Genomic DNA, 18,111 nt, shown 5'->3' with positions numbered 1-18,111 from the left:
CACGCGACGGGGCGTTCCTTATCAATGGTGGTGTGGAATAGTCACACCACCGCATATGCTCTGTCCGTTTGGATGGGGGCGCCATGCCACTCCATTAAGCGTACAAGCGCGTAACAACGAACACTGTACTTAGTTGGAGGCGCTCGGACTCACCCACCAGTACTGTATTTGCGGGAAACCAACAGCCGAGTCGCTGTATTTGATGGCGTTGTGAACAGTCGGTGCAGTGACCGTCAAACTCGCGACGTTATTCGCCCAGAGGAAGGGAAGTTGTTTGGCGGTGTAGTCCTCGTAAGCGAAGAAATGTTTCATGGTCTCCGCCTCGGTCGCATAAGGTTTATGGGTTGCGGCAATCAATTCATCCTCTTTTTTGCTGCTGTATCCAAAGCCGGACGGCGCACCCGTTGCGAACAACTGCCCGCCCGTCGGATAAAATCCAGGTCCGTTGTAGTCCCAGCCAGAGCCTGTCGCCATATCCCACTGCGACGCGTCTTTCGGGTTGCTGGTGACGCTGATTTCTGTGGTGAACGGCATGGGCTTGAGTGTGACGTCAATGCCTTCTTTCGCCCAGTCCTCTTTCATCAATTCAGCGACATCCATACCGGATGTACTGCCGCTCGCATAGATCATCAGGAGTTTCAGTGGTTTGCCGTCTTTGGTCATGACGCCATGGACTTCTTTCCAACCGTGTTTTTCGAGCAATGCTTTACCAGCAGCAATATTGAACGGATACGGGTTGGTGTTGAGGGCTGGGTCGAGGAATTGAGTGACCGGAGTAGTTGGAATGGGACCATCAATCGGTGGGCCATAGCCTTTGTAAATGGACGTGTCAATGCCTTGCAAATCTTGGCCCATGTGCAGCGCTTGGCGAATATACAGTTTATCCATCAAGCTCTTCACTTTTGAGCCAGGGAACATGTTGAGGTCCGTGTAGAACATACCAAATGAATATTGAGGTGTGATTTTGTCGCCCATCGACGTCAGGGCGCCTTTGGAGCCAAGTTGAGAAAAGTCGATGTAACCCACGTTGACAGCGCCTGTCTTTACTGCAGAGAATTCGGCAGCGGTTGATGCCTCATAGTCAAAGACCACTTTCTTGACGGTACTCTTATGGCCGTCATAGTTCGGGTTTGGAACGAGTGTCCAGGCTTGACTTGGAATGGCGCTTTGGACCATGAACGGACCGTCCACGACTTTGTCGAACATGGCGTTTGTTGCGTTCGCACCGAGGTATTTGATTTCCTTCATAATGTTTTTGTGAATGTCCCAAACTGCGGCCGGCATGGGAGTCAATTGAATAAGTCCGTTAAAAATAAACCACTGCTGGTTGGCCGGTTTGTCGAGTGTGAACGTCACTTCGTATTTGCCGTTGGGCACCACGCTCTTGATGCCATTCGGAATATCGCCCGTACCTGCGCCAACATAGGGCCACGGCGAGGGAGCTTTCGCGGATGAGGCGGCTTTGACCACGTTCCATGTGAACATGAGGTCTTTGGAAGTGACGGGTTGCCCATTCGACCAATGCCATTTTGGATTTAAAAATACATGATAGACGGTACCTGCCTTGTTATAGGTGATTTTGTCCGCGATGGATGACTTGTAATTGATGGTGTAATTGTTGTTAATCCAGAGCAACGGTTTATACAGTTGGTCATAAAACACCGTGTTGTCGACCGAATCATCCTCGGCATTAACTATGGGTATAAACCAGTTCAAGTTGGTTTGCGCAGACTCGGCAATCGTGATGATGCCACCTTTGGTGACTTTGGTGGAACTGGACGAGGACGACGTGGACGTGGTGTTGCTTGTTTTTGTCGTGTTTGAGGCGGTTGAATTAGAACTCGTGCCGCAACCTGTGACCGTGAGAATTAACCCGGTGGAGAGAGCACCTACGGTCAGTAGCGAGCGTCTGCGTCGCTTGGATACAGATTTTTTTGGACTGGACAAAACCATTTCCCCCTTTGTGTTGTGCGTGGTCACTTTGGCGAAACCCCTTTGTCCACTTTCCTCACTGCGGCAATCGGTCAAGATGGGTATCTTATGAAACAGACTCCACGTCCTTGGCGAAAAACCTCAGTATTTCCAATGGTGAAAGCCCAGAGACCATCAAGAAAGTTTCGTTAATTTAAAATATCACAATCAAACAAAAAATTCACTAGGAACCTTATTTATATTTGCAATTTTGTCGGCAAAGGTCACATGAGAGGCGTGAATGGAGTGGTTGTACAGGGATTTTTTTCTGCTCTGCTACTGTAATGCACGAAAGTCGTGGGTTATTGGGAGAATTCATGACAGGGAAGTTGCCTCCGTCGTCAAGCCCATGGAGAACGCTTTCTCCATGGGCTTTTGTAGGTGACAGTGAGATGTTTTAGCCTAGCTGAATTGCGTCATTCGGGTGCGGACAAACAAACTTGCATCAATTGCCCGATGTTGCCCCGGAAACCCACCAATACTGCATCTGCGGGAATCCGACGGCACCATCGTAGTATTCGGCTACGCCGTGGACGTTGGGAGCACTGACGACCAGCGTGGCGTAGTTGTTGTTCCACAGGAACGGCAGATGCCGCGCCGTGAAATCGGCATATTTCTGAAAGGCTGCCATATTGGCGGCATCGCTTGCATAAGGCTGATGCGTGGCCGCAATCAAAGCGTCCTCGGTCTTGTTGCTATAGCCAAAGCCGGACGGAGCACCAGTCGCAAACAACTGGCCACCGGTGGGATAGTAGCCGGGGCCATTGTAGAACCAGCCGGACCCATTTGCCATCTCCCAAGTTTTTGGTGCTTTCGGATTGCTTGTGACGCTGATGAGCGTGCTGAATGGCATGGGTTTGAGGGTCACATCCACGCCTTCTTCCGCCCAGTCCTGTTTCATCAGTTCTACCGTGTCCTGCGCCGCGGCACTGCCACTGGTGTAGAGCATGACGAACTTCATCTTTTCATTCCCTTTCGTCATGACACCGTTCACTTCTTTCCAGCCATGCTGTTCCAACAATTTCTTGCCGGCGGCAGGGTTGAATGGGTAAATTGGTTTGGATTGCAGCGGGTCCAAATATTGCGTCTGCGGCGTGGTCGGTATCGGACCATACACTGGCGGTGCGTAGCCGTGGTAGATGGCAGTGTCGACGGACTGTTGGTCAATCCCCATCTGAAGGGCTTGGCGAACGTACAGGTGGTCGAAAATAGGCGCAGTCGTGGAACCCTTGAACATATTCAATTGCGTCTCAAAGAATCCAAACCCGTACTCTGGCGTGATTTTGTCACCCATCGAGGTCAGCGCGGAGCGGGAGCCGTACTGACTCAAATCCAAATAGCCAACGTTGACGGTTCCCGTCTTAAGCGCTGAAAATTCTGCCGCAGTAGACGCTTGGTATGCAAAGACGAGTTTGTCCACGATGCTTTTGTGGCCATCGTAATTTGGATTGGGAACCAAAGTCCAAGACTGGCTGGGCACGGCATCTTTCATTTTGAAGGGGCCGTCGACCACCGTGTCAAACGACGGATTGGTCGCCTCTGTGCCAAGATACTTGATTTCTGTCATGATGTTTTTGTGGATATCCCAGACGGAAGCTGGCATCGGTACCAATTGGATGATCCCGTTGTAAATAAACCAATGCTGATTGGCTGGTTTGTCGAGCGTAAAGGTCACTTCGTACTTGCCGTTGGGGACCACGCTCTTGATGCCGTTCGGGATGTCTCCTGTTCCTACGCCAACGTATGGCCATGGCGACGGAGCATTGTTGGCGGATGCCGCTTTGACCACGTTCCAAGTAAACATGAGGTCTTTCGAGGTGACGGGTTGTCCGTTCGACCAATGCCACTTCGGATTCAGATAGACATGATAGACCGTGCCTGCCTTGTTGTAGGTAATTTTGTCGGCAATCGACGAGTTCCAATTAATAGAGTAATTAGGGTTTATCCACAACAAGGGCTTGTACATATCGTAAATCATCTGGAAGTTGGCAACGCTGTCGGCACCTGAGTTGGCAATGGGAATGAACCAGTTTAAATTCGTCTGCGCTGAGACCGCAAAGGTGATGGTCCCCCCAGGAGTCGGTTTTCCTGCAGAAGCTGCGGTCGTGCCGCTGTTGTTGGTCGCGCTGCTGTTGGCCGTGTGGTTGGAACTACTCGTTCCGCAGCCACTCACGGCCAAGACGACTCCGGTAGACAGGGCGATGGTCGCCGTCACCATCCGGCGATGGCGATTTTTCACTGCCAATTTCGCTTGGATGCTCGATGGCATGGTGTTTTGCGTATGACTTCTCTTTGCCATAATAGATGGCCCCCTCATTCGTTTGTGCTTTTTTCCATTCCGTTGAAGCGCGTTCGTGCAAGAGGTGTCCAAAAGGTTATTACTTGTTGCGAGCATCCGTGTTGAGGGCGTACACCATGCCCAGACTACGAGGCGCTGGCGACGACGGGTGATCGGCGGTTGGAGGTGAATTGAGGGATACAACGTATCATAAAGTTGCGCAAAAATCATCGCTTTTTTTTGAGTATTACAACGAAATATTGCGTTTCTGCCAGATGGAGTCATGAATCTTGATACTCTCGTGCTGAAAACGCTATCATAGACAGGGTGATACCAAGCAAGCGCTTGTTTGTGCTTTATTTCGGAGGGACTCGTCAGGTACGATAGCATTATGAAGAGACCATTGGCCAGTTTGGTCAGGAGGAGGGCGACAGGTGGATACCGTTCATCCAGTGGAACCACGGCCGCAATTGCGAGGGCTGGGTGTTTATGCACCAGGAATGCCTATTGAGGAAGTGGCGCGCCGTTATGGATTGAAGCGCATTGTCAAATTGGCATCGAATGAAAATCCATATGGTTGTTCGCACAAGGCGACAGATGCTGTCGTCCGGGAAATGACTCGAGCATCGCTTTATCCTGAGTCGCTCGGTCCAGAATTAGTCCAGAAACTTGCTCAAAAAGCCGGAGTTCGTGCCGAGCAAGTGTTGATTGGCAACGGGTCGGACGAGATTATTCGCATGCTTTCCCGCGCCTACGTTCATCCTGGCGATGAAGTGGTGATGGCTGATATCACGTTTCCCCGTTACCAGACGAATGTGCGCATCGAAGGCGGGCGCGTGGTCGCAGTACCACTCCGAGAGGGCGTTCATGACTTAGCGGCGATGAAGGCGGCAATCTGTGACAAGACGCGGATGGTATTCGTCTGCAATCCGAATAATCCCACCGGGACGGTCGTCGACAAGAAGGCACTTCTCGAATTCATTCGCGCGGTTCCTGAACATGTCCTGTTGGTTCTCGACGAAGCTTACATTGAATACGTGGAGCAAGAGATGCTTGATTCCATCGCACTGCTCCAAGAGCATCCGAATCTTGTGATTTTGCGCACGTTTTCCAAGATATACGGGCTGGCTGGACTACGTATTGGCTATGGTTTTATGCATCCGGCAGTGGTGCAGTCGCTGATTCAGGTGAAAGATGCGTTTAATACCAGTCGACTGGCGCAAGCGGCGGCGCTGGCTTCGCTCGAAGATGACGAATTTGTCGAGAATTGCCGGAATCAGAATGCGCAGGAGCGAGAACGTTTGACAAAAGCACTGAGGAGCTTTGGACTGGAAGTCTACCCGTCGGAGGCCAACTTTGTCATGGCGCTGGTCGAGGAAGACGGTATGGATTGGTTTAATGCGCTGCTTAAACGGGGTGTGGTCATTCGCTGCGGCGCTCAGTTGGAGGCAAACCCTCATACGCTTCGCATCAGTGTTGGGACCCCTGAGGAAAATGACTTTTTATTGACAGTGTTACAGGAAGTTCTGCCAGATTTGCGAAAGGAGACGATGCAGGGATGATTGCCGAGAACGAGTTATCTCAATTGACTGGTTTTTTTCGTCATCGCGAAAACGACGTGCTTCCACTCTTTCGAGTGGTGCAGCCGGATGGCAAAGCGGAGGAAAGCATGCTCGCACACTTGACCGTCGAGCAGATTCAGAAGATTTATCGGCAGATGGTGCGTGTGCGCCAGTTTGACCGGAAGTCCATCGCGTTGCAGAGGCAGGGCAAGATGGGAACCTACGCTCCGTTTGAAGGCCAGGAGGCCGCACAGGTCGGCAGTGCGCTCGCTTTGCGCCGAAGTGACTGGGTGTTTCCGACGTATCGGGATGGTGCCGCCTCGATGACGCATGGTATGCCGCTCAAAACGATGTTTCGCTACTGGATGGGCCAACTCGACGGATTTGACGTGCCTGATGACTTGAATATTTTGCACCCGTGTGTCCCGATTGCCACGCACTTATTGCACGCAGTCGGGGTGGCTTGGGCGGCGAAATTGCGTGGCGAAGACACCGTCAGCATCTGCTATTTCGGCGATGGCGCCACTTCCGAAGGAGATTTTCACGAGGCCCTGAATTTTGCGGGGGTCTTTCATCTGCCTGTCGTCTTTTTTTGCCAGAACAACGGATTTGCCATCAGCGTTCCGTTTCAGCGCCAATCGGCGTCTCGGACGATTGCAGAGCGCGCTTCCGCCTATGCGATGGACGGCATTCGCGTCGACGGCAATGATGGGTTGGCCGTCTACTTGGCCGTGCAGTCGGCTGTCCAGAAGGCGCGGGACGGCGGTGGGCCGACGCTCATCGAAGCGGTGACGCAGAGGTTTGGAGCCCATACCACCGCGGATGATCCGACGCGCTATCGGGATCAGGCATCGATGGACGAAGCATGGCGCGACGAACGGGATGGAATTGTGCGGTTGCGTCGTTTGATGCTACAGAAGGGTGTGTGGTCTGACAGCGAGGAGCAGCGGCTCTTGGAGAGCACGTCCGAGGAGTTGCTCGCGGCGTTTGACGAGGCGGCTGCCGTGCCGATGTCCCAACCTGCGGAAATGTTCCATCACGTCTATGGGCAGGAATTGTGGCACCTCAAGGAACAGCGGCAGGGGCTGCAGGCGGGAGGGGAAGCGTAATGGCAGAAGAACTGAATATGGTCCAGGCGATTGCCGCAGCGCTCGACGCAAAATTGGCGGACGACGCACGCATCATGATTCTCGGCGAGGACGTCGGCGTCAACGGCGGGGTTTTTCGCGCGACGGACGGATTGCAGAAGAAATACGGGCAAAACCGCGTTGTTGATACTCCGTTAGCCGAGTCTGGCATTATCGGTTCGTCGGTGGGACTCGCGTTAAATGGGTTCCGGCCAGTCGCCGAAATCCAGTTTCTGGCGTTTATGTTTCCCGGACTTGAGCAAGTCTTTGCTCATGTGGCTCGGATGCGCTCGCGGACGCGCGGTCGGTTTCAACTGCCGATGGTCATTCGCACCCCTTATGGCGCGGGTATCCGCGGGCCTGAACTGCATTCCGAAAGTCTCGAATCCCTGTTTGTCCATACTCCAGGGCTGCGCGTGGTTGTGCCGAGTAATCCGTACGATGCCAAAGGTATGTTGATTGCCGCGATGGAATTGGACGATCCGGTCATGTTTTTGGAACCCACAAGGCTTTATCGAGCTGGTAAGCGGAGCGTTCCCGGAGGATTGTACCGCGTTCCCTTGGATGAGGCTGAGGTGCTCCATGAAGGAGACGACGTGTCGATCTTCGCGTGGGGAGCGATGGTACCGGTCGCGGAACGTGCTGCATTGGCGCTTCACGAGGAGCGTGGGTGGACTGCGGACGTGGTGGACCTGCGCTCGCTCATGCCTTTGGACCGTGAGACGATTCTTCGCTCGGTGGAGAAGACGGGGCGCGCTGTCATCGTGCACGAAGCGCACAAGACGGGAGGGCTCGGCGGTGAAGTTGCGGCGTTGATCGCTGAAGAAGCTATCGACTGTTTGCGGGCACCCATCATGCGCGTGACGGGCTATGATGTGCCAGTTCCATCGTTTGCCGTCGAAGACGCCTATCTTCCAGATGAGGACCGTGTCAAAGTTGGGGTGACAGAAGCGGTGACGTATGAGTGAGCGCGACGACTGCAAAGGGGATGAGTGCGGTGGCAGACCTGTTTGAATTTAAACTAGCAGATATTGGGGAAGGCGTACAAACGGCGACCATCGTCCGCTGGTTGGTCGAAGAAGGGCAGGCCGTCCGCATGGATGAGCCGCTCGTATTGGTGGAAACTGACAAAGTCACGGCGGAACTGCCGTCGCCTGTGGTGGGAGTTGTTGACAAGCTGCTCGCCGCTGCTGGCGATACTGTCGAAGTGGGTGCCGGGCTGCTGAAAATTCGCACGGGCGCGGGGGCGTCTGCTTCGCAACAGTCGCAAGGAACGGCGGCGGTCCCTGCGCCGTCTGCAACAACGGTGGCGCGCGAGCGTGTAGCGAGCGCAGCTGTAGCGGACAGTACTGCGGCGGGGAAGTCTGCGGATACAGAGAAATCCCGGGCATCAGTCGATGGGGGAGGACAACCTGCCGCAGCAACGGGTGCGCGTGTCCGTGCTACGCCCTATGTGCGACATTTGGCACGTCAGCTCGGTGTCGATTTGACCACGCTGCAGGGGACGGGTCGCAATGGCCGAATTAGCGAAGAGGACGTTCGTCATCAGGCTGGCGGAACGAAGAGCGACGCTGTCGCCAGCCAGTCTGGCAGAGGGACGGTGCAGGCAGCGCCGGGGGCAGACGTAGAGCGCATTCCATTTCGCGGGATTCGCCAAAAAATCGCAGAACACATGGTGATGTCGGTACGGACCATACCGCATGTGACACATATGGAAGAAATAGAAATGGATGCACTGATGGACGTGTTAAAAAAGGCCAAGCCGCACGCGGAGCAGAAAGGAACTCGTCTGACTTTGTTGGCTTATGTGGCTAAGGCGATGAGTATGGCCGTCCGCGATTATCCGCTACTTAACAGTTCGCTCGACGAAGCCGCTGGAGAAATCCTCGTCAAGCATCGGGTCAATGTTGGCATTGCGACCGACACGGAGGCGGGACTCCTTGTACCCGTCGTACAAAATGTTGGTGCCAAGTCGGTTTTGCAAGTGGCCAGTGACATTCAGGTTCTCACGGAGAAAGCGCGTCTGGGGAAACTTGGACTCGGGGAAACCGCAGGCGGGACCATTACCATCAGCAATATGGGCGGCATTGGCAGCATTCATGCTACGCCGATCATTCGCCATCCGGAAGTAGCAATCCTTGCTCTTCACAAGATGGAGCCGCGGGTCGTCGTTCGCAACGACGAACCCGTGATTCGCAAAATGATGAACGTTTCTCTTTCGTTCGACCATCGGTTGCTCGATGGAGCGACGGCAGTTCGGTTTACGAATCGAATCAAGGAGTTGTTGGAACAGCCGGAACTGTGGCTGCTCGAACTTGCGTGATTGGCGCAGGAATTTGAGCCGCCGATGAGAGGGCGGCAGGTCAGATGAGGAAAGAGACCATTTACAACTGGCTCCGCTAGGCGTACGATAAAAACAAGCAAGCGCTTGTTTGGCGCGTTGTTCTTGTTGGACCAGAGACATCCGTCGAAACTGCTCAGATGCAGGTAAGGCGTTCGCAAAGATTCGAGGTTGAACAGGCGATGGACAGAGAACCAGTCGAAGAAGCGGACGCGGTCACTGTACAGCCGCTCAAAGAGAGTTCAAAAGCGTCCATTTTGGCTGCGGCGGGCGCCTTATTCAGCCGTAAAGGCTACCACGGCACGACCATTCGCGAAATTGCCGAAGCGCGCGGAATTTTGTCCGGCAGTCTCTATGCTCATATCAGTTCGAAAGAAGATTTGCTGTTTGAGATTGCAGACGAAGGAGCGACCGCATTTTTGGAAGCGTTGCGGCCGGTCGTGGAAGCGGATCGACCCGCGTCAGAAAAGCTTTTGGCTGGCTTGACGGCACATATCCAAGTAGTCGCCACTCGCTTGGACGCCGCTCGCGTCTTCTTCCATGAGTGGTATGCGCTTCGTGAACCGCGTCGCAGTATCATTTTTCAGAAGCGAGTGGACTACGAGCAGCTGTGGTCGAAGATTCTTGAGGAAGGCGTCCAGTCTGGGGAATTTCAGGCGAGGGATACTCAGTTTGCACGCTTGCTCATCTTGTCTGCGGCGAATTGGGTATATCAGTGGTACCACCGAGATGGACCGGATGACCCGGAACGTATTGCTCGTCGATTTACCCAGTTGATTCTGGATGGGATTGGACAACATCGCGGAGGTGAAGACGAATGATGGACCTCAAGTCAAATCGAACTGGCGTGCGAGGTGCACATGGCCAGTCCGCAGACGTCGACAGTCAGGTCGAAACAAAAGAAGCCGAGCAGATGGAAGCGTTTATGCGACGGATTGAAGCCGGCGACAAAATTGAGTCGACGGATTGGATGCCACTCGAATATCGCCTGCTTCTCTTGCGGCTGATTCACATGCATGGCATCAGCGAGATTATGGGTGCGTATCCGGAGAAGGAATGGGTGCCCAAAGCTCCCACATTGGCGCGAAAACTTTCGCTCTTGGCAAAAGTGCAAGATGAGGTGGGGCACGGTCAATTGTTGTTGCGCGTGGCGGAAGATTTGGCGGAGCCCATTGGCGGCAATCGAGACTCGCTCATGACCGATGTCTTTACCGGGAAGGTCAAATTTCACAATGTCTTTCATATGGATGCTCCCACATGGGCGGATGCGGGTATCATTGGTTGGCTGGTCGACGGCGCAGCCATCATCACGCAGACGGCACTGCTGGACGGGTCATACGCTCCGTACACGCGGGTTTTGCGCAGAGTCTGTGCAGAAGAGAGCTTTCACATGCAGCATGGTGAGTCTATTATTCTCACCTTGGCAGAGGGCACCAAGACGCAACGTCAGATGTTACAAGACGCTTTGAACCGCTGGTGGCCGTCGCTTTTGTTCTTCTTCGGGCCGAAAGAGATCTCTTCGCCTGTGGAAAAAATGATGAAGTATAAAATTCGCCAGCGAACGAATGAAGAACTTCGACAAAAGTTTTTGAATCGCTATGTGCCGCGAATTCACGCGGTTGGTTTGACCATTCCAGACAGTTCCTTGCATCGAGATGCCGACGGTCTGTGGCATTATCAAGAGCCTGATTGGGAGTATTTCAGCATGATGGTGCGAGAAAATGTCGGTCCAAAGTCAGCAGAGCGCATTCATCTGCGTCAAGCTGCCCATGAAGGGCAGGCGTGGGCTCGTCAAGTGGCACTATGACAAGAGTCGCTGCAAAAAGTTAGAGGGAGGTCTTGCCGATGGAGGGCGTCAAAGAGTACGGGGCGTACGAAGTTTTTGTGCAGCGCACGCACCAAGATGCCCATGTGCACGTGGGGAGTTTGCTTGCCTCGGACGTGTCGATGGCCATACTGCTCGCCCGTGAAAATTTTCTTCGGCGCGATGAGGCAGTCAGTCTCTGGGTGGTCCCGCGAACCGCAGTCGCCAGCGTCGGCGGCGAAGATGTAGACTTCTTTGCGCGCGAGTTTGACCGCTCTTATCGCGAAGTGAGTGGATACGCAGACAACGCGTTGCGCTGGAAGGAGTTCAAGTCGCGGGCGCTATCGCTCGACGAAGTGATTGAGGATGTGCGAAAACCATGACAAAACATCGGTCCGCAATCGAAGATGCACCAAACCAGAAAGCTCCGGATGCCAGTGTCGCCGACGCATATCGCGAATACATCCCGTTATTGTATACGCTTGCAGACGATGAGTTAGTCGCGGGTCATCGCGCATCGGAGTGGCTCGGTCTGGCACCTTCGGTGGAGGAAGACATTGCGTTTGCCTCGCTTGCACAGGATGAAATTGGCCATGCGCGATTTTATTACGAATTGCTTCACCATTTGGGGGAGCCTACTCCAGACCATCTCGTTTATCGCCGCCAAGCAACCCACTGGCGTAATTCGCGCCTCTTGGAACGCGCGCGCGGGGATTTTGCGGAAGCGGTCGTGCGTCAGTGGATGTATGACACGTGGGATGCTGTGCGTCTAGAGGTGCTCATTCAGTGTCCGTTTCCAGCGCTTGCGGACGGAGTTCGCAAAATGCAGCGCGAGGAATATTATCATTTGATTCACATGGATGCTTGGCTCGCGCGGCTCTCGTCGGGCGGCGAAGCGAAAGACCGATTGGTGCGTGCGGTCGAGGCCGTGTTTGCGGAGGCGGCTGACCTCTCCGTACTGCCGCAGGAACTTTCTTCGAGCGTCTCGGGAAGCTTGAATTGGGAGCAGGCGGAGTTGGTGTTTCACCAGCGGATCGAGCAGGCTTTACACCGCTACGGTCTGGGAAACGCTCGTTGGTCACTGCCCGGTCCGTCGGGACGGAGTGGAGACCACAGCGCCTCGCTGACTGAGTTGCTCGGCACACTTCAAGAAGTTTCGTCCACAGAAGAGGGCGTGCGCTGGTAATTGAGTCTCACTGTGTGGCCCACAGCAGGGCATACGGAAGGCATAGGAAGGGGGAATCCACATGCCAGTAGTTGCAGATGCCGACTTGAAGAAAGCGGTTACGGAGCGGTTCTGGGTCCTCACAGACCCGGAGATGCCGGCCATCAGTTTGGCAGATTTGGGTGTGGTGCATGCAGTCGACGTCACCGACGGTGCTGTGCGGATTGAACTCTTGCCTACGTTTCTGGGCTGCCCGGCACTCGATTTCATACGCGACAAAGTGCGCCGTGACATCGAGCTTCTGCCGGGAGTGGAAGGCGTGGACGTGCGTTACGTCTACGACCGACCATGGACGACAGATGATGTGACGGCGGAAGGCCGGAGAGCGCTCCGCAACTATGGCATAGCGCCGCCCGTCGCTCCCGGAGAGCCAGTGCCGTGCCCGTACTGCGCTTCAACTGAGACGGAGCGAAGCAGCCGCTTCGGCCCGGCTCCGTGCCGGATGGTGTACTACTGCAACAGTTGCCGCCAACCATTTGAAGCCATGAAAACGCTATAAGAGGGTGTGAGAGCATGTATCAAGCCGAGTTGGAGACCATGAGCCGAGACGAGCTGTCCGCACTACAGTCCACTCGGCTGTCTGCGGCCGTTCGTCGCGCCTACGATCGCGTTCCCTTCTACCGCACACGGATGGATGAGCGGGGAGTTGCACCAGAAGATATTCAGTCGATTGCCGATGTGTGGAAGCTCCCGTTTCTCACGAAAAAGGACTTTCGCGCGGAGTATCCATTTGGTCTCTTTTCCGCACCCCGTTCTGATATCGTGCGGTTTCATGCATCTTCCGGGACCAAGGGGAAGCCGACGTTAGTCGGCTATACGAAGGCAGATCTCGCTGTTTGGTCGGATCTCATGGCTCGCGCGTTGGTAACGGCAGGAGCTTCGCCTGCAGACACGATTCACGTGGCCTACGGATACGGTCTGTTCACCGGGGGCCTCGGCTTTCATGCCGGAGTCGAGCGGCTCGGAGCCACGGTCATCCCCGCTTCCGGGGGACAGACGGCACGCCAGGCTATGCTCTTACAGGATTTGCGCCCAGAAGGACTGGTCTGCACTCCCTCTTACGCGATGGCGATCGCCGATGCGATTCGAGACAGTGGGGCCGACCCCAGTCAACTCGGGCTTCGTTACGGCATTTTTGGGGCCGAACCGTGGACGGATGCGATTCGCTCGAACTTAGAAAAGACATTCCACATCAAAGCTTGTGACGTCTATGGTTTGTCCGAGTTGATGGGACCCGGAGTGTCTATCGAGTGCCAGGAAGCGCAGAATGGGCTACACATTGCCGAAGACCATTTTTTTGCCGAAGTAATTAATGTCGACACAGGGGAGCCCGCTGCACCGATGGAGGGCGGAGAATTGGTCTTGACGGCGCTGACCAAAGAGGGGATGTCGGTTGTGCGCTACCGCACGGGCGATATGGTCTATCTTGATGTTCGACCGTGCGTCTGTGGTCGAACCCACGCGCGGATGTCGCGCGTGCTCGGTCGACTTGACGACATGCTCATCATTCGTGGTGTCAATGTCTTTCCGTCGGAAATTGAGCGCGTTGTTGTTGCACGCGAAGAACTGAGTTCGCACTATGTCATCTATGTGGATAAACAGGAGCACTTGGACGTGCTGGAAGTCCACGTCGAAGTCCAGCCAGAATACGGTTCACTTGCTGGACAAGTCGTGACGGGTCTCGTCGCAGAGCACAGGGCACCCGGCTTGGCGGCTGATGTGGCGCAGGAACTGCGAGACGTGCTCGGGCTAGGCATCGGTGTGCGGCTCGTTCCGCCAGGCACGTTGCCGCGCAGTGAAGGGAAAGCTGTGCGCCTGGTAGACCGCCGTAAGTAACGGCTGGCGGTCTCGCAGCACGAAGGGTGCTTGTCAGAAAAGATTGCGTTAGCCACAGACTGTAGGGAAGAGGAGATGGGAAGCGATGGTCAAGTTGATTGCGATTTACCGCAAACCAGAGGATGAAGCTGCTTTTCTGCAACACTACCGTGAAGTGCATACGCCTCTCGTTCGAAAAATGCCGGGATTGGAAAAATTGGACGTTACAAAAATTGATGCGGATGCGATGGGCAGTCCCACGGATTACTTTTTGCTCGCGGAGATGTCCTTTGCGGATGAGGCCACGTTGACGGCGGCCATGAACTCGGCAGAAGGCAAAGCTGCCGCGAAGGACTTGATGTCTTTTGCTCGGCCCATTGTGACGATGGTGACCGGGACTGTTCAAGAGGGATGACGGAAATGCTGCGGGAGTTTACGCAGGTTTCGAGGCCCGCCGAAAGCGTTGCATTGTTGACATTCGGTACTGAAAACGACCTAAATCCGCTTTCGATAGGGCGGGTTGCGGAGATTGTAGAGGTTCTCTTTGAGTTAGAGCGAGAGGACACGGTCCGTGCGGTGGTTCTGACCGGGGGACAGCGGGCTTTCGCTGCGGGCGCGGACATTGGTGAGATGGTCGATGTGACCGTTGCTGAGATGAAAACCCGCAACCAATTTCGCGACTGGGACCGCTTGCGGACGTTCAGCAAGCCCCTCATTGCAGCCGTGCGCGGCTATGCGCTTGGCGGGGGCTTGGAATTGGCGCTCTCTTGTGACCTGGTGGTGGCAGGAGAGTCTGCGCGGTTTGGGTTTCCTGAAGTGAATCTTGGCCTCATGCCGGGCGCTGGTGGAACGCAGCGGCTGGCACGCAAAGTGGGCACTTCGAGGGCACTCGAGATGCTCTGGTTGGGCAAGCCTGTGGATTCGAAGCGCGCACTCGATATGGGTCTTGTGGAGCACGTGGTGGCTGATGAAGAAACGGTGCATGTGGCGATTGAATGGGCTGTGCATGTTGCCAAGCAGGCTCCTCTCTCCGTGCGCGCCATCAAGGAAGCGGTCTATCAGGCGACAGATGTTCCTTTAGGAGTGGGCATGGAAGCGGAACGCAATTTATTTTATCTGCTCTTTGCGACAGACGATAAGGCGGAGGGCGTGCAGGCATTTCTCGAAAAGCGTCCGCCCCGCTTTGAGGGGAGGTAGTGCCAGTGGCTGAAATGTACAGTCCGACGGAAGACTCTGTTCAACTGGAATTACGCGAATCGGTCGCCTATGTGTTCATGAATCGACCTGACAAGTTAAATGCGTTGACGATGCCCATGTTACGCGAGTTGACTGCGACCATCGGCTGGTGTGACGCATCCGAAGACGTGCGGGCCATCGTGTTGACGGGCCGCGGCCGAGGGTTCTCTGCTGGCCAAGATTTATCCGCAGTGGACAGCTCGTTGCCAGTTGATTATGAGGCGATTGTGAAGAGTGGCTACAACCCGTTGGTTGAACAGATTGCCACGAGTAAAAAGCCAGTCATCGCAGCCGTGCAAGGCGTGGCGGCCGGGGCTGGAGCTAATTTGGCTTTCGCGTGCGATCTCGTTGTCGCCTCGGCGCAAGCCTCGTTCTTACAGTCATTTGTTCCGATTGGCTTGGTGCCTGACTCCGGAGGGTCGTGGTGGTTACCGCGTTTAGTGGGATTGTCCAAAGCAAAAGAACTAGCCTTTTTCGGAGATCGTCTGACCGCAGACGATGCGCGTCAACTGGGTTTAGTGATGACGGTCGCGCCCATGGACGAGTTTGAAGAAGTGGTCGCCAAAGTGGCAACGCGTCTTGCGGCGCTGCCGACTCTTGCGATTGGATTGACGAAGCAGGCGATGCACGCTGCGCTCGGGATGGACTTGACGAGTGCGCTCGCGGCTGAAGCAAAGCTCCAGGGAGAAGCGGGACGCACAGCGGATCATCAAGAAGGTGTGAAAGCTTTTCTCGAAAAGCGAAAACCAGCCTTTCGTGGTCGCTGACGAGACGTTGTGCTGGCGAGGCGGATGCGTGGAAGGTGCCTTCGGAAAATGCGCGTTCGTGCACAACAAGAAAGGAGTGGGCGCATGAAACCAGGGCTGGAACCGGGCTATCGAGAGCAACTGGAGATGGAAGTCACGGTCGAGATGTGTCCTCAGTTCGATGGAGAGACGGTTCATCAGACGATGTCGACGGTTTCGATGATTTACCACATGGAGTGGGTGGCGCGCAAAGTCATTCTGCCGTTTCTCGAAGACGGAGAGGAAGGTATTGGGGCAGAATTGAATGTTCGCCACAGCGCTCCGGCCCCGGTCGGGAAAAAAGTTACTTTTATCGCTGAGGTAACGCATAACGATGGGCGCCTCGTTATTTGCGACGTGCGCGCGGTACACGATAAGGCGGTGGTCGGTGCGGGCAGTTTCACCCAAGCGATTTTACCGCGTCAAAAGATTGTCGACCGTATTGAAGCGATGTCTTGAGCAGTGCAGACCACGACGAAAAGTTCGAAATGAAGGAGCGTGAATGGAATGGATGTAGGAAAGATGTACATGGGTGGCGAGTGGGTTGAAGCAGTACACGGGGATACGTGGAAAGTGTACAATCCAGCGACGGGTGACTTGGTGGGCGAGGTCGCGTTTGGTGATGGAGACGATGCCAAGCGCGCCATCGATGCTGCGGCCCAAGCATTTCCCGGTTGGTCTTCGGCGACAGCTCGGGAACGCGCGAAATATCTCTTGAAGCTCCACGACTTAGTGCGTGCTCATCGAGATGAATTGGCGGAACTGGTGTCGCTGGAAATGGGCAAGCCCCTGCGCGAAGCCAAAGGGGAAGTGCTTGGGGCTGCAGATAACTTCCTCTGGTACGCAGAAGAAGCGAAGCGTGTATATGGCGAAACCATTCCATCGTCCGTGCCGAATAAACGCATATTAGTGATGCGCCAACCGGTTGGTGTGGTGGCTGCTATCACACCATGGAATTTCCCAGTGAATATGGTGGCCCGGAAAGTGGCTCCGGCCCTCGCCTCTGGTTGTACGGTCATTTTGAAACCAGCGGAGAGCACCCCGCTGTCCGCTATTCGACTCTTCGAGTTGATTGCCGAAGCTGGCTTTCCACCAGGAGTCGCGAATCTTGTCTTGGGCAAGCCCGATTCCATTGGCGAAGCGTTCATCAATTCGGAAAAAGTGCGCAAAATTGCCTTTACCGGATCGACCCGCGTTGGCAAGTTGCTGATGGAAGGCGCGGCTAAGACGGTGAAACGCATCAGTCTGGAACTCGGTGGGCATGCGCCGACCGTTGTTTTCGCCGACGCCGACTTGGATGCGGCGGTGGCCGGGGTGTTTGAGAGCAAATATCGAGCGTCTGGCCAACAGTGCATCTGCACGAATCGGCTGTTTGTCCATGAGGATGTTCACGATGCATTTGTCGAGAAGCTGAAAGCTCGTGTGGCTGCTGCGAAAGTAGGGGATGGCCGAGACAAGTCGGTTGAAATTGGACCGCTGGTCAATGAACGTGCCGTGGAAAAGGTGATGCGGCACATTGACGATGCGCGCAGCAAAGGAGCTTCTGTCGTACACGGCGGAAGTCGCCTCACGGAGGGAGAGTATGCGAAAGGATTTTTTGTGGCACCCACGATTCTCACCAACGTTCAGGCGAACATGTTGGTATGTCAAGAAGAGACCTTCGGCCCGGTGTTGCCAGTCCTCACATTTTCTGATGAAGAAGAAGTGGTGCGCATGGCTAATGATACTCCGTATGGGCTGGCTGCCTACATCTTTACGCAGAATCTCAGCCGGGCAATGCGTGTCGCGGAAGCGTTGGAGTACGGCATTGTAGGTGTGAATGATGGGGAAGTCACACAAACTCAAGCTCCGTTTGGTGGGATGAAGGAAAGTGGCATCGGCCGAGAAGGCGGACACTATGCCATGGATGAATTTTTAGAAGTCAAATTCGTCTCCCTCGGATTATAAGCAACACAATCAAACGCATC

17 protein-coding genes are annotated in these 18,111 nt (G+C 54.7%); 15 read left to right on the top strand and 2 right to left on the bottom strand.

The genetic code is table 11. The features are described 5' to 3' along the window. Window positions 1–129 precede the first annotated feature (129 nt). Together M4I36_RS11010 and M4I36_RS11005 are read right to left on the bottom strand one after the other, a co-directional pair. A complete protein-coding gene (locus M4I36_RS11010) occupies window positions 130–1,947 on the bottom strand; it encodes a peptide ABC transporter substrate-binding protein (RefSeq protein WP_258111788.1) in 1,818 nt (605 codons plus the stop codon). A 469-nt stretch (window positions 1,948–2,416) separates the two neighbouring features. Beyond that, a complete protein-coding gene (locus M4I36_RS11005) occupies window positions 2,417–4,270 on the bottom strand; it encodes a peptide ABC transporter substrate-binding protein (protein WP_258111787.1) in 1,854 nt (617 codons plus the stop codon). Between the two features lie 413 nt (window positions 4,271–4,683). Between M4I36_RS11005 and hisC the strand changes: the two genes are divergently transcribed. From hisC to M4I36_RS10930, 15 genes are all read left to right on the top strand, one after another. Continuing rightward, the gene (gene hisC, locus M4I36_RS11000; protein ID WP_258111786.1) at window positions 4,684–5,811 is read left to right on the top strand and encodes a histidinol-phosphate transaminase; all 1,128 of its coding nucleotides are present in this window, start codon (window positions 4,684–4,686) and stop codon (window positions 5,809–5,811) included. Beyond that, on the top strand, window positions 5,808–6,920 hold the full coding sequence (gene pdhA, locus M4I36_RS10995; protein ID WP_258111785.1) for a pyruvate dehydrogenase (acetyl-transferring) E1 component subunit alpha: 1,113 nt from the start codon (window positions 5,808–5,810) through the stop codon (window positions 6,918–6,920). Before hisC ends, pdhA begins: the two co-directional genes overlap by 4 nt. Continuing rightward, window positions 6,920–7,906 carry an alpha-ketoacid dehydrogenase subunit beta gene (locus M4I36_RS10990; protein ID WP_258111784.1) on the top strand — a complete coding sequence of 329 codons (987 nt, stop codon included), beginning with the start codon at window positions 6,920–6,922 and terminating at the stop codon, window positions 7,904–7,906. Before pdhA ends, M4I36_RS10990 begins: the two co-directional genes overlap by 1 nt. After that, on the top strand, window positions 7,903–9,261 hold the full coding sequence (locus tag M4I36_RS10985; RefSeq protein ID WP_308661209.1) for a dihydrolipoamide acetyltransferase family protein: 1,359 nt from the start codon (window positions 7,903–7,905) through the stop codon (window positions 9,259–9,261). The genes M4I36_RS10990 and M4I36_RS10985 overlap by 4 nt, the downstream gene beginning before the upstream one ends. 200 nt (window positions 9,262–9,461) lie before the next feature. Further along, window positions 9,462–10,100: a TetR/AcrR family transcriptional regulator gene (locus M4I36_RS10980; protein ID WP_258111783.1), complete on the top strand. Its 639-nt coding sequence runs from the start codon at window positions 9,462–9,464 to the stop codon at window positions 10,098–10,100. Window positions 10,101–10,192: 92 nt separating this feature from the next. Then, window positions 10,193–11,086, top strand: a complete 894-nt coding sequence (paaA, locus tag M4I36_RS10975) for a 1,2-phenylacetyl-CoA epoxidase subunit PaaA (RefSeq protein WP_308661217.1) — start codon at window positions 10,193–10,195, stop codon at window positions 11,084–11,086. Between the two features lie 38 nt (window positions 11,087–11,124). Further along, window positions 11,125–11,466, top strand: a complete 342-nt coding sequence (locus tag M4I36_RS10970) for a phenylacetic acid degradation protein (RefSeq protein WP_258111781.1) — start codon at window positions 11,125–11,127, stop codon at window positions 11,464–11,466. Continuing rightward, window positions 11,463–12,269: a 1,2-phenylacetyl-CoA epoxidase subunit PaaC gene (gene paaC / locus M4I36_RS10965; RefSeq protein WP_258111780.1), complete on the top strand. Its 807-nt coding sequence runs from the start codon at window positions 11,463–11,465 to the stop codon at window positions 12,267–12,269. The genes M4I36_RS10970 and paaC overlap by 4 nt, the downstream gene beginning before the upstream one ends. Window positions 12,270–12,330: 61 nt before the next feature. Next, on the top strand, window positions 12,331–12,807 hold the full coding sequence (paaD, locus tag M4I36_RS10960; protein WP_258111779.1) for a 1,2-phenylacetyl-CoA epoxidase subunit PaaD: 477 nt from the start codon (window positions 12,331–12,333) through the stop codon (window positions 12,805–12,807). Between the two features lie 14 nt (window positions 12,808–12,821). Then, window positions 12,822–14,144, top strand: a complete 1,323-nt coding sequence (locus tag M4I36_RS10955) for a phenylacetate--CoA ligase family protein (RefSeq protein ID WP_258111778.1) — start codon at window positions 12,822–12,824, stop codon at window positions 14,142–14,144. Window positions 14,145–14,229: 85 nt separating this feature from the next. Further along, window positions 14,230–14,538 (top strand): EthD family reductase, encoded by a 309-nt coding sequence (locus tag M4I36_RS10950; protein WP_258111777.1) that lies wholly within the window; start codon window positions 14,230–14,232, stop codon window positions 14,536–14,538. Beyond that, entirely contained in the window at window positions 14,535–15,320 is a 786-nt protein-coding gene (locus tag M4I36_RS10945) for an enoyl-CoA hydratase-related protein (protein ID WP_258111776.1), read from the top strand. Before M4I36_RS10950 ends, M4I36_RS10945 begins: the two co-directional genes overlap by 4 nt. A gap of 14 nt (window positions 15,321–15,334) precedes the next feature. Next, a complete protein-coding gene (locus M4I36_RS10940; protein ID WP_258111862.1) occupies window positions 15,335–16,126 on the top strand; it encodes an enoyl-CoA hydratase-related protein in 792 nt (263 codons plus the stop codon). 84 nt (window positions 16,127–16,210) lie between these two features. After that, the gene (locus M4I36_RS10935; protein ID WP_258111775.1) at window positions 16,211–16,603 is read left to right on the top strand and encodes a thioesterase family protein; all 393 of its coding nucleotides are present in this window, start codon (window positions 16,211–16,213) and stop codon (window positions 16,601–16,603) included. Between the two features lie 48 nt (window positions 16,604–16,651). Next, on the top strand, window positions 16,652–18,091 hold the full coding sequence (locus M4I36_RS10930) for an NAD-dependent succinate-semialdehyde dehydrogenase (protein WP_308661206.1): 1,440 nt from the start codon (window positions 16,652–16,654) through the stop codon (window positions 18,089–18,091). The last annotated feature ends 20 nt before the right edge of the window (window positions 18,092–18,111 follow it).

The organism is Alicyclobacillus sp. SP_1, from assembly GCF_024706985.1.
GTDB lineage: Bacteria > Bacillota > Bacilli > Alicyclobacillales > Alicyclobacillaceae > Alicyclobacillus_I.
This window is presented reverse-complemented; position numbering and strand designations above follow the sequence as displayed.

What these genes read in the sequence shown, in the direction of transcription:
- M4I36_RS10970 (WP_258111781.1), top strand. Translation starts at nt 11,125, where the DNA reads ATGGAGGGCGTCAAAGAGTACGGGGCGTACGAAGTTTTTGTGCAGCGC.
- M4I36_RS10955 (WP_258111778.1), top strand. Translation starts at nt 12,822, where the DNA reads ATGTATCAAGCCGAGTTGGAGACCATGAGCCGAGACGAGCTGTCCGCA.
- M4I36_RS10935 (WP_258111775.1), top strand. Translation starts at nt 16,211, where the DNA reads ATGAAACCAGGGCTGGAACCGGGCTATCGAGAGCAACTGGAGATGGAA.
- paaC (WP_258111780.1), top strand. Translation starts at nt 11,463, where the DNA reads ATGACAAAACATCGGTCCGCAATCGAAGATGCACCAAACCAGAAAGCT.
- M4I36_RS10940 (WP_258111862.1), top strand. Translation starts at nt 15,335, where the DNA reads ATGTACAGTCCGACGGAAGACTCTGTTCAACTGGAATTACGCGAATCG.
- paaA (WP_308661217.1), top strand. Translation starts at nt 10,193, where the DNA reads ATGGAAGCGTTTATGCGACGGATTGAAGCCGGCGACAAAATTGAGTCG.
- paaD (WP_258111779.1), top strand. Translation starts at nt 12,331, where the DNA reads ATGCCAGTAGTTGCAGATGCCGACTTGAAGAAAGCGGTTACGGAGCGG.
- M4I36_RS10980 (WP_258111783.1), top strand. Translation starts at nt 9,462, where the DNA reads ATGGACAGAGAACCAGTCGAAGAAGCGGACGCGGTCACTGTACAGCCG.
- pdhA (WP_258111785.1), top strand. Translation starts at nt 5,808, where the DNA reads ATGATTGCCGAGAACGAGTTATCTCAATTGACTGGTTTTTTTCGTCAT.
- M4I36_RS10930 (WP_308661206.1), top strand. Translation starts at nt 16,652, where the DNA reads ATGGATGTAGGAAAGATGTACATGGGTGGCGAGTGGGTTGAAGCAGTA.
- M4I36_RS11005 (WP_258111787.1), bottom strand. Translation starts at nt 4,270, where the DNA reads ATGGCAAAGAGAAGTCATACGCAAAACACCATGCCATCGAGCATCCAA.
- M4I36_RS10990 (WP_258111784.1), top strand. Translation starts at nt 6,920, where the DNA reads ATGGCAGAAGAACTGAATATGGTCCAGGCGATTGCCGCAGCGCTCGAC.
- M4I36_RS10945 (WP_258111776.1), top strand. Translation starts at nt 14,535, where the DNA reads ATGACGGAAATGCTGCGGGAGTTTACGCAGGTTTCGAGGCCCGCCGAA.
- M4I36_RS10950 (WP_258111777.1), top strand. Translation starts at nt 14,230, where the DNA reads ATGGTCAAGTTGATTGCGATTTACCGCAAACCAGAGGATGAAGCTGCT.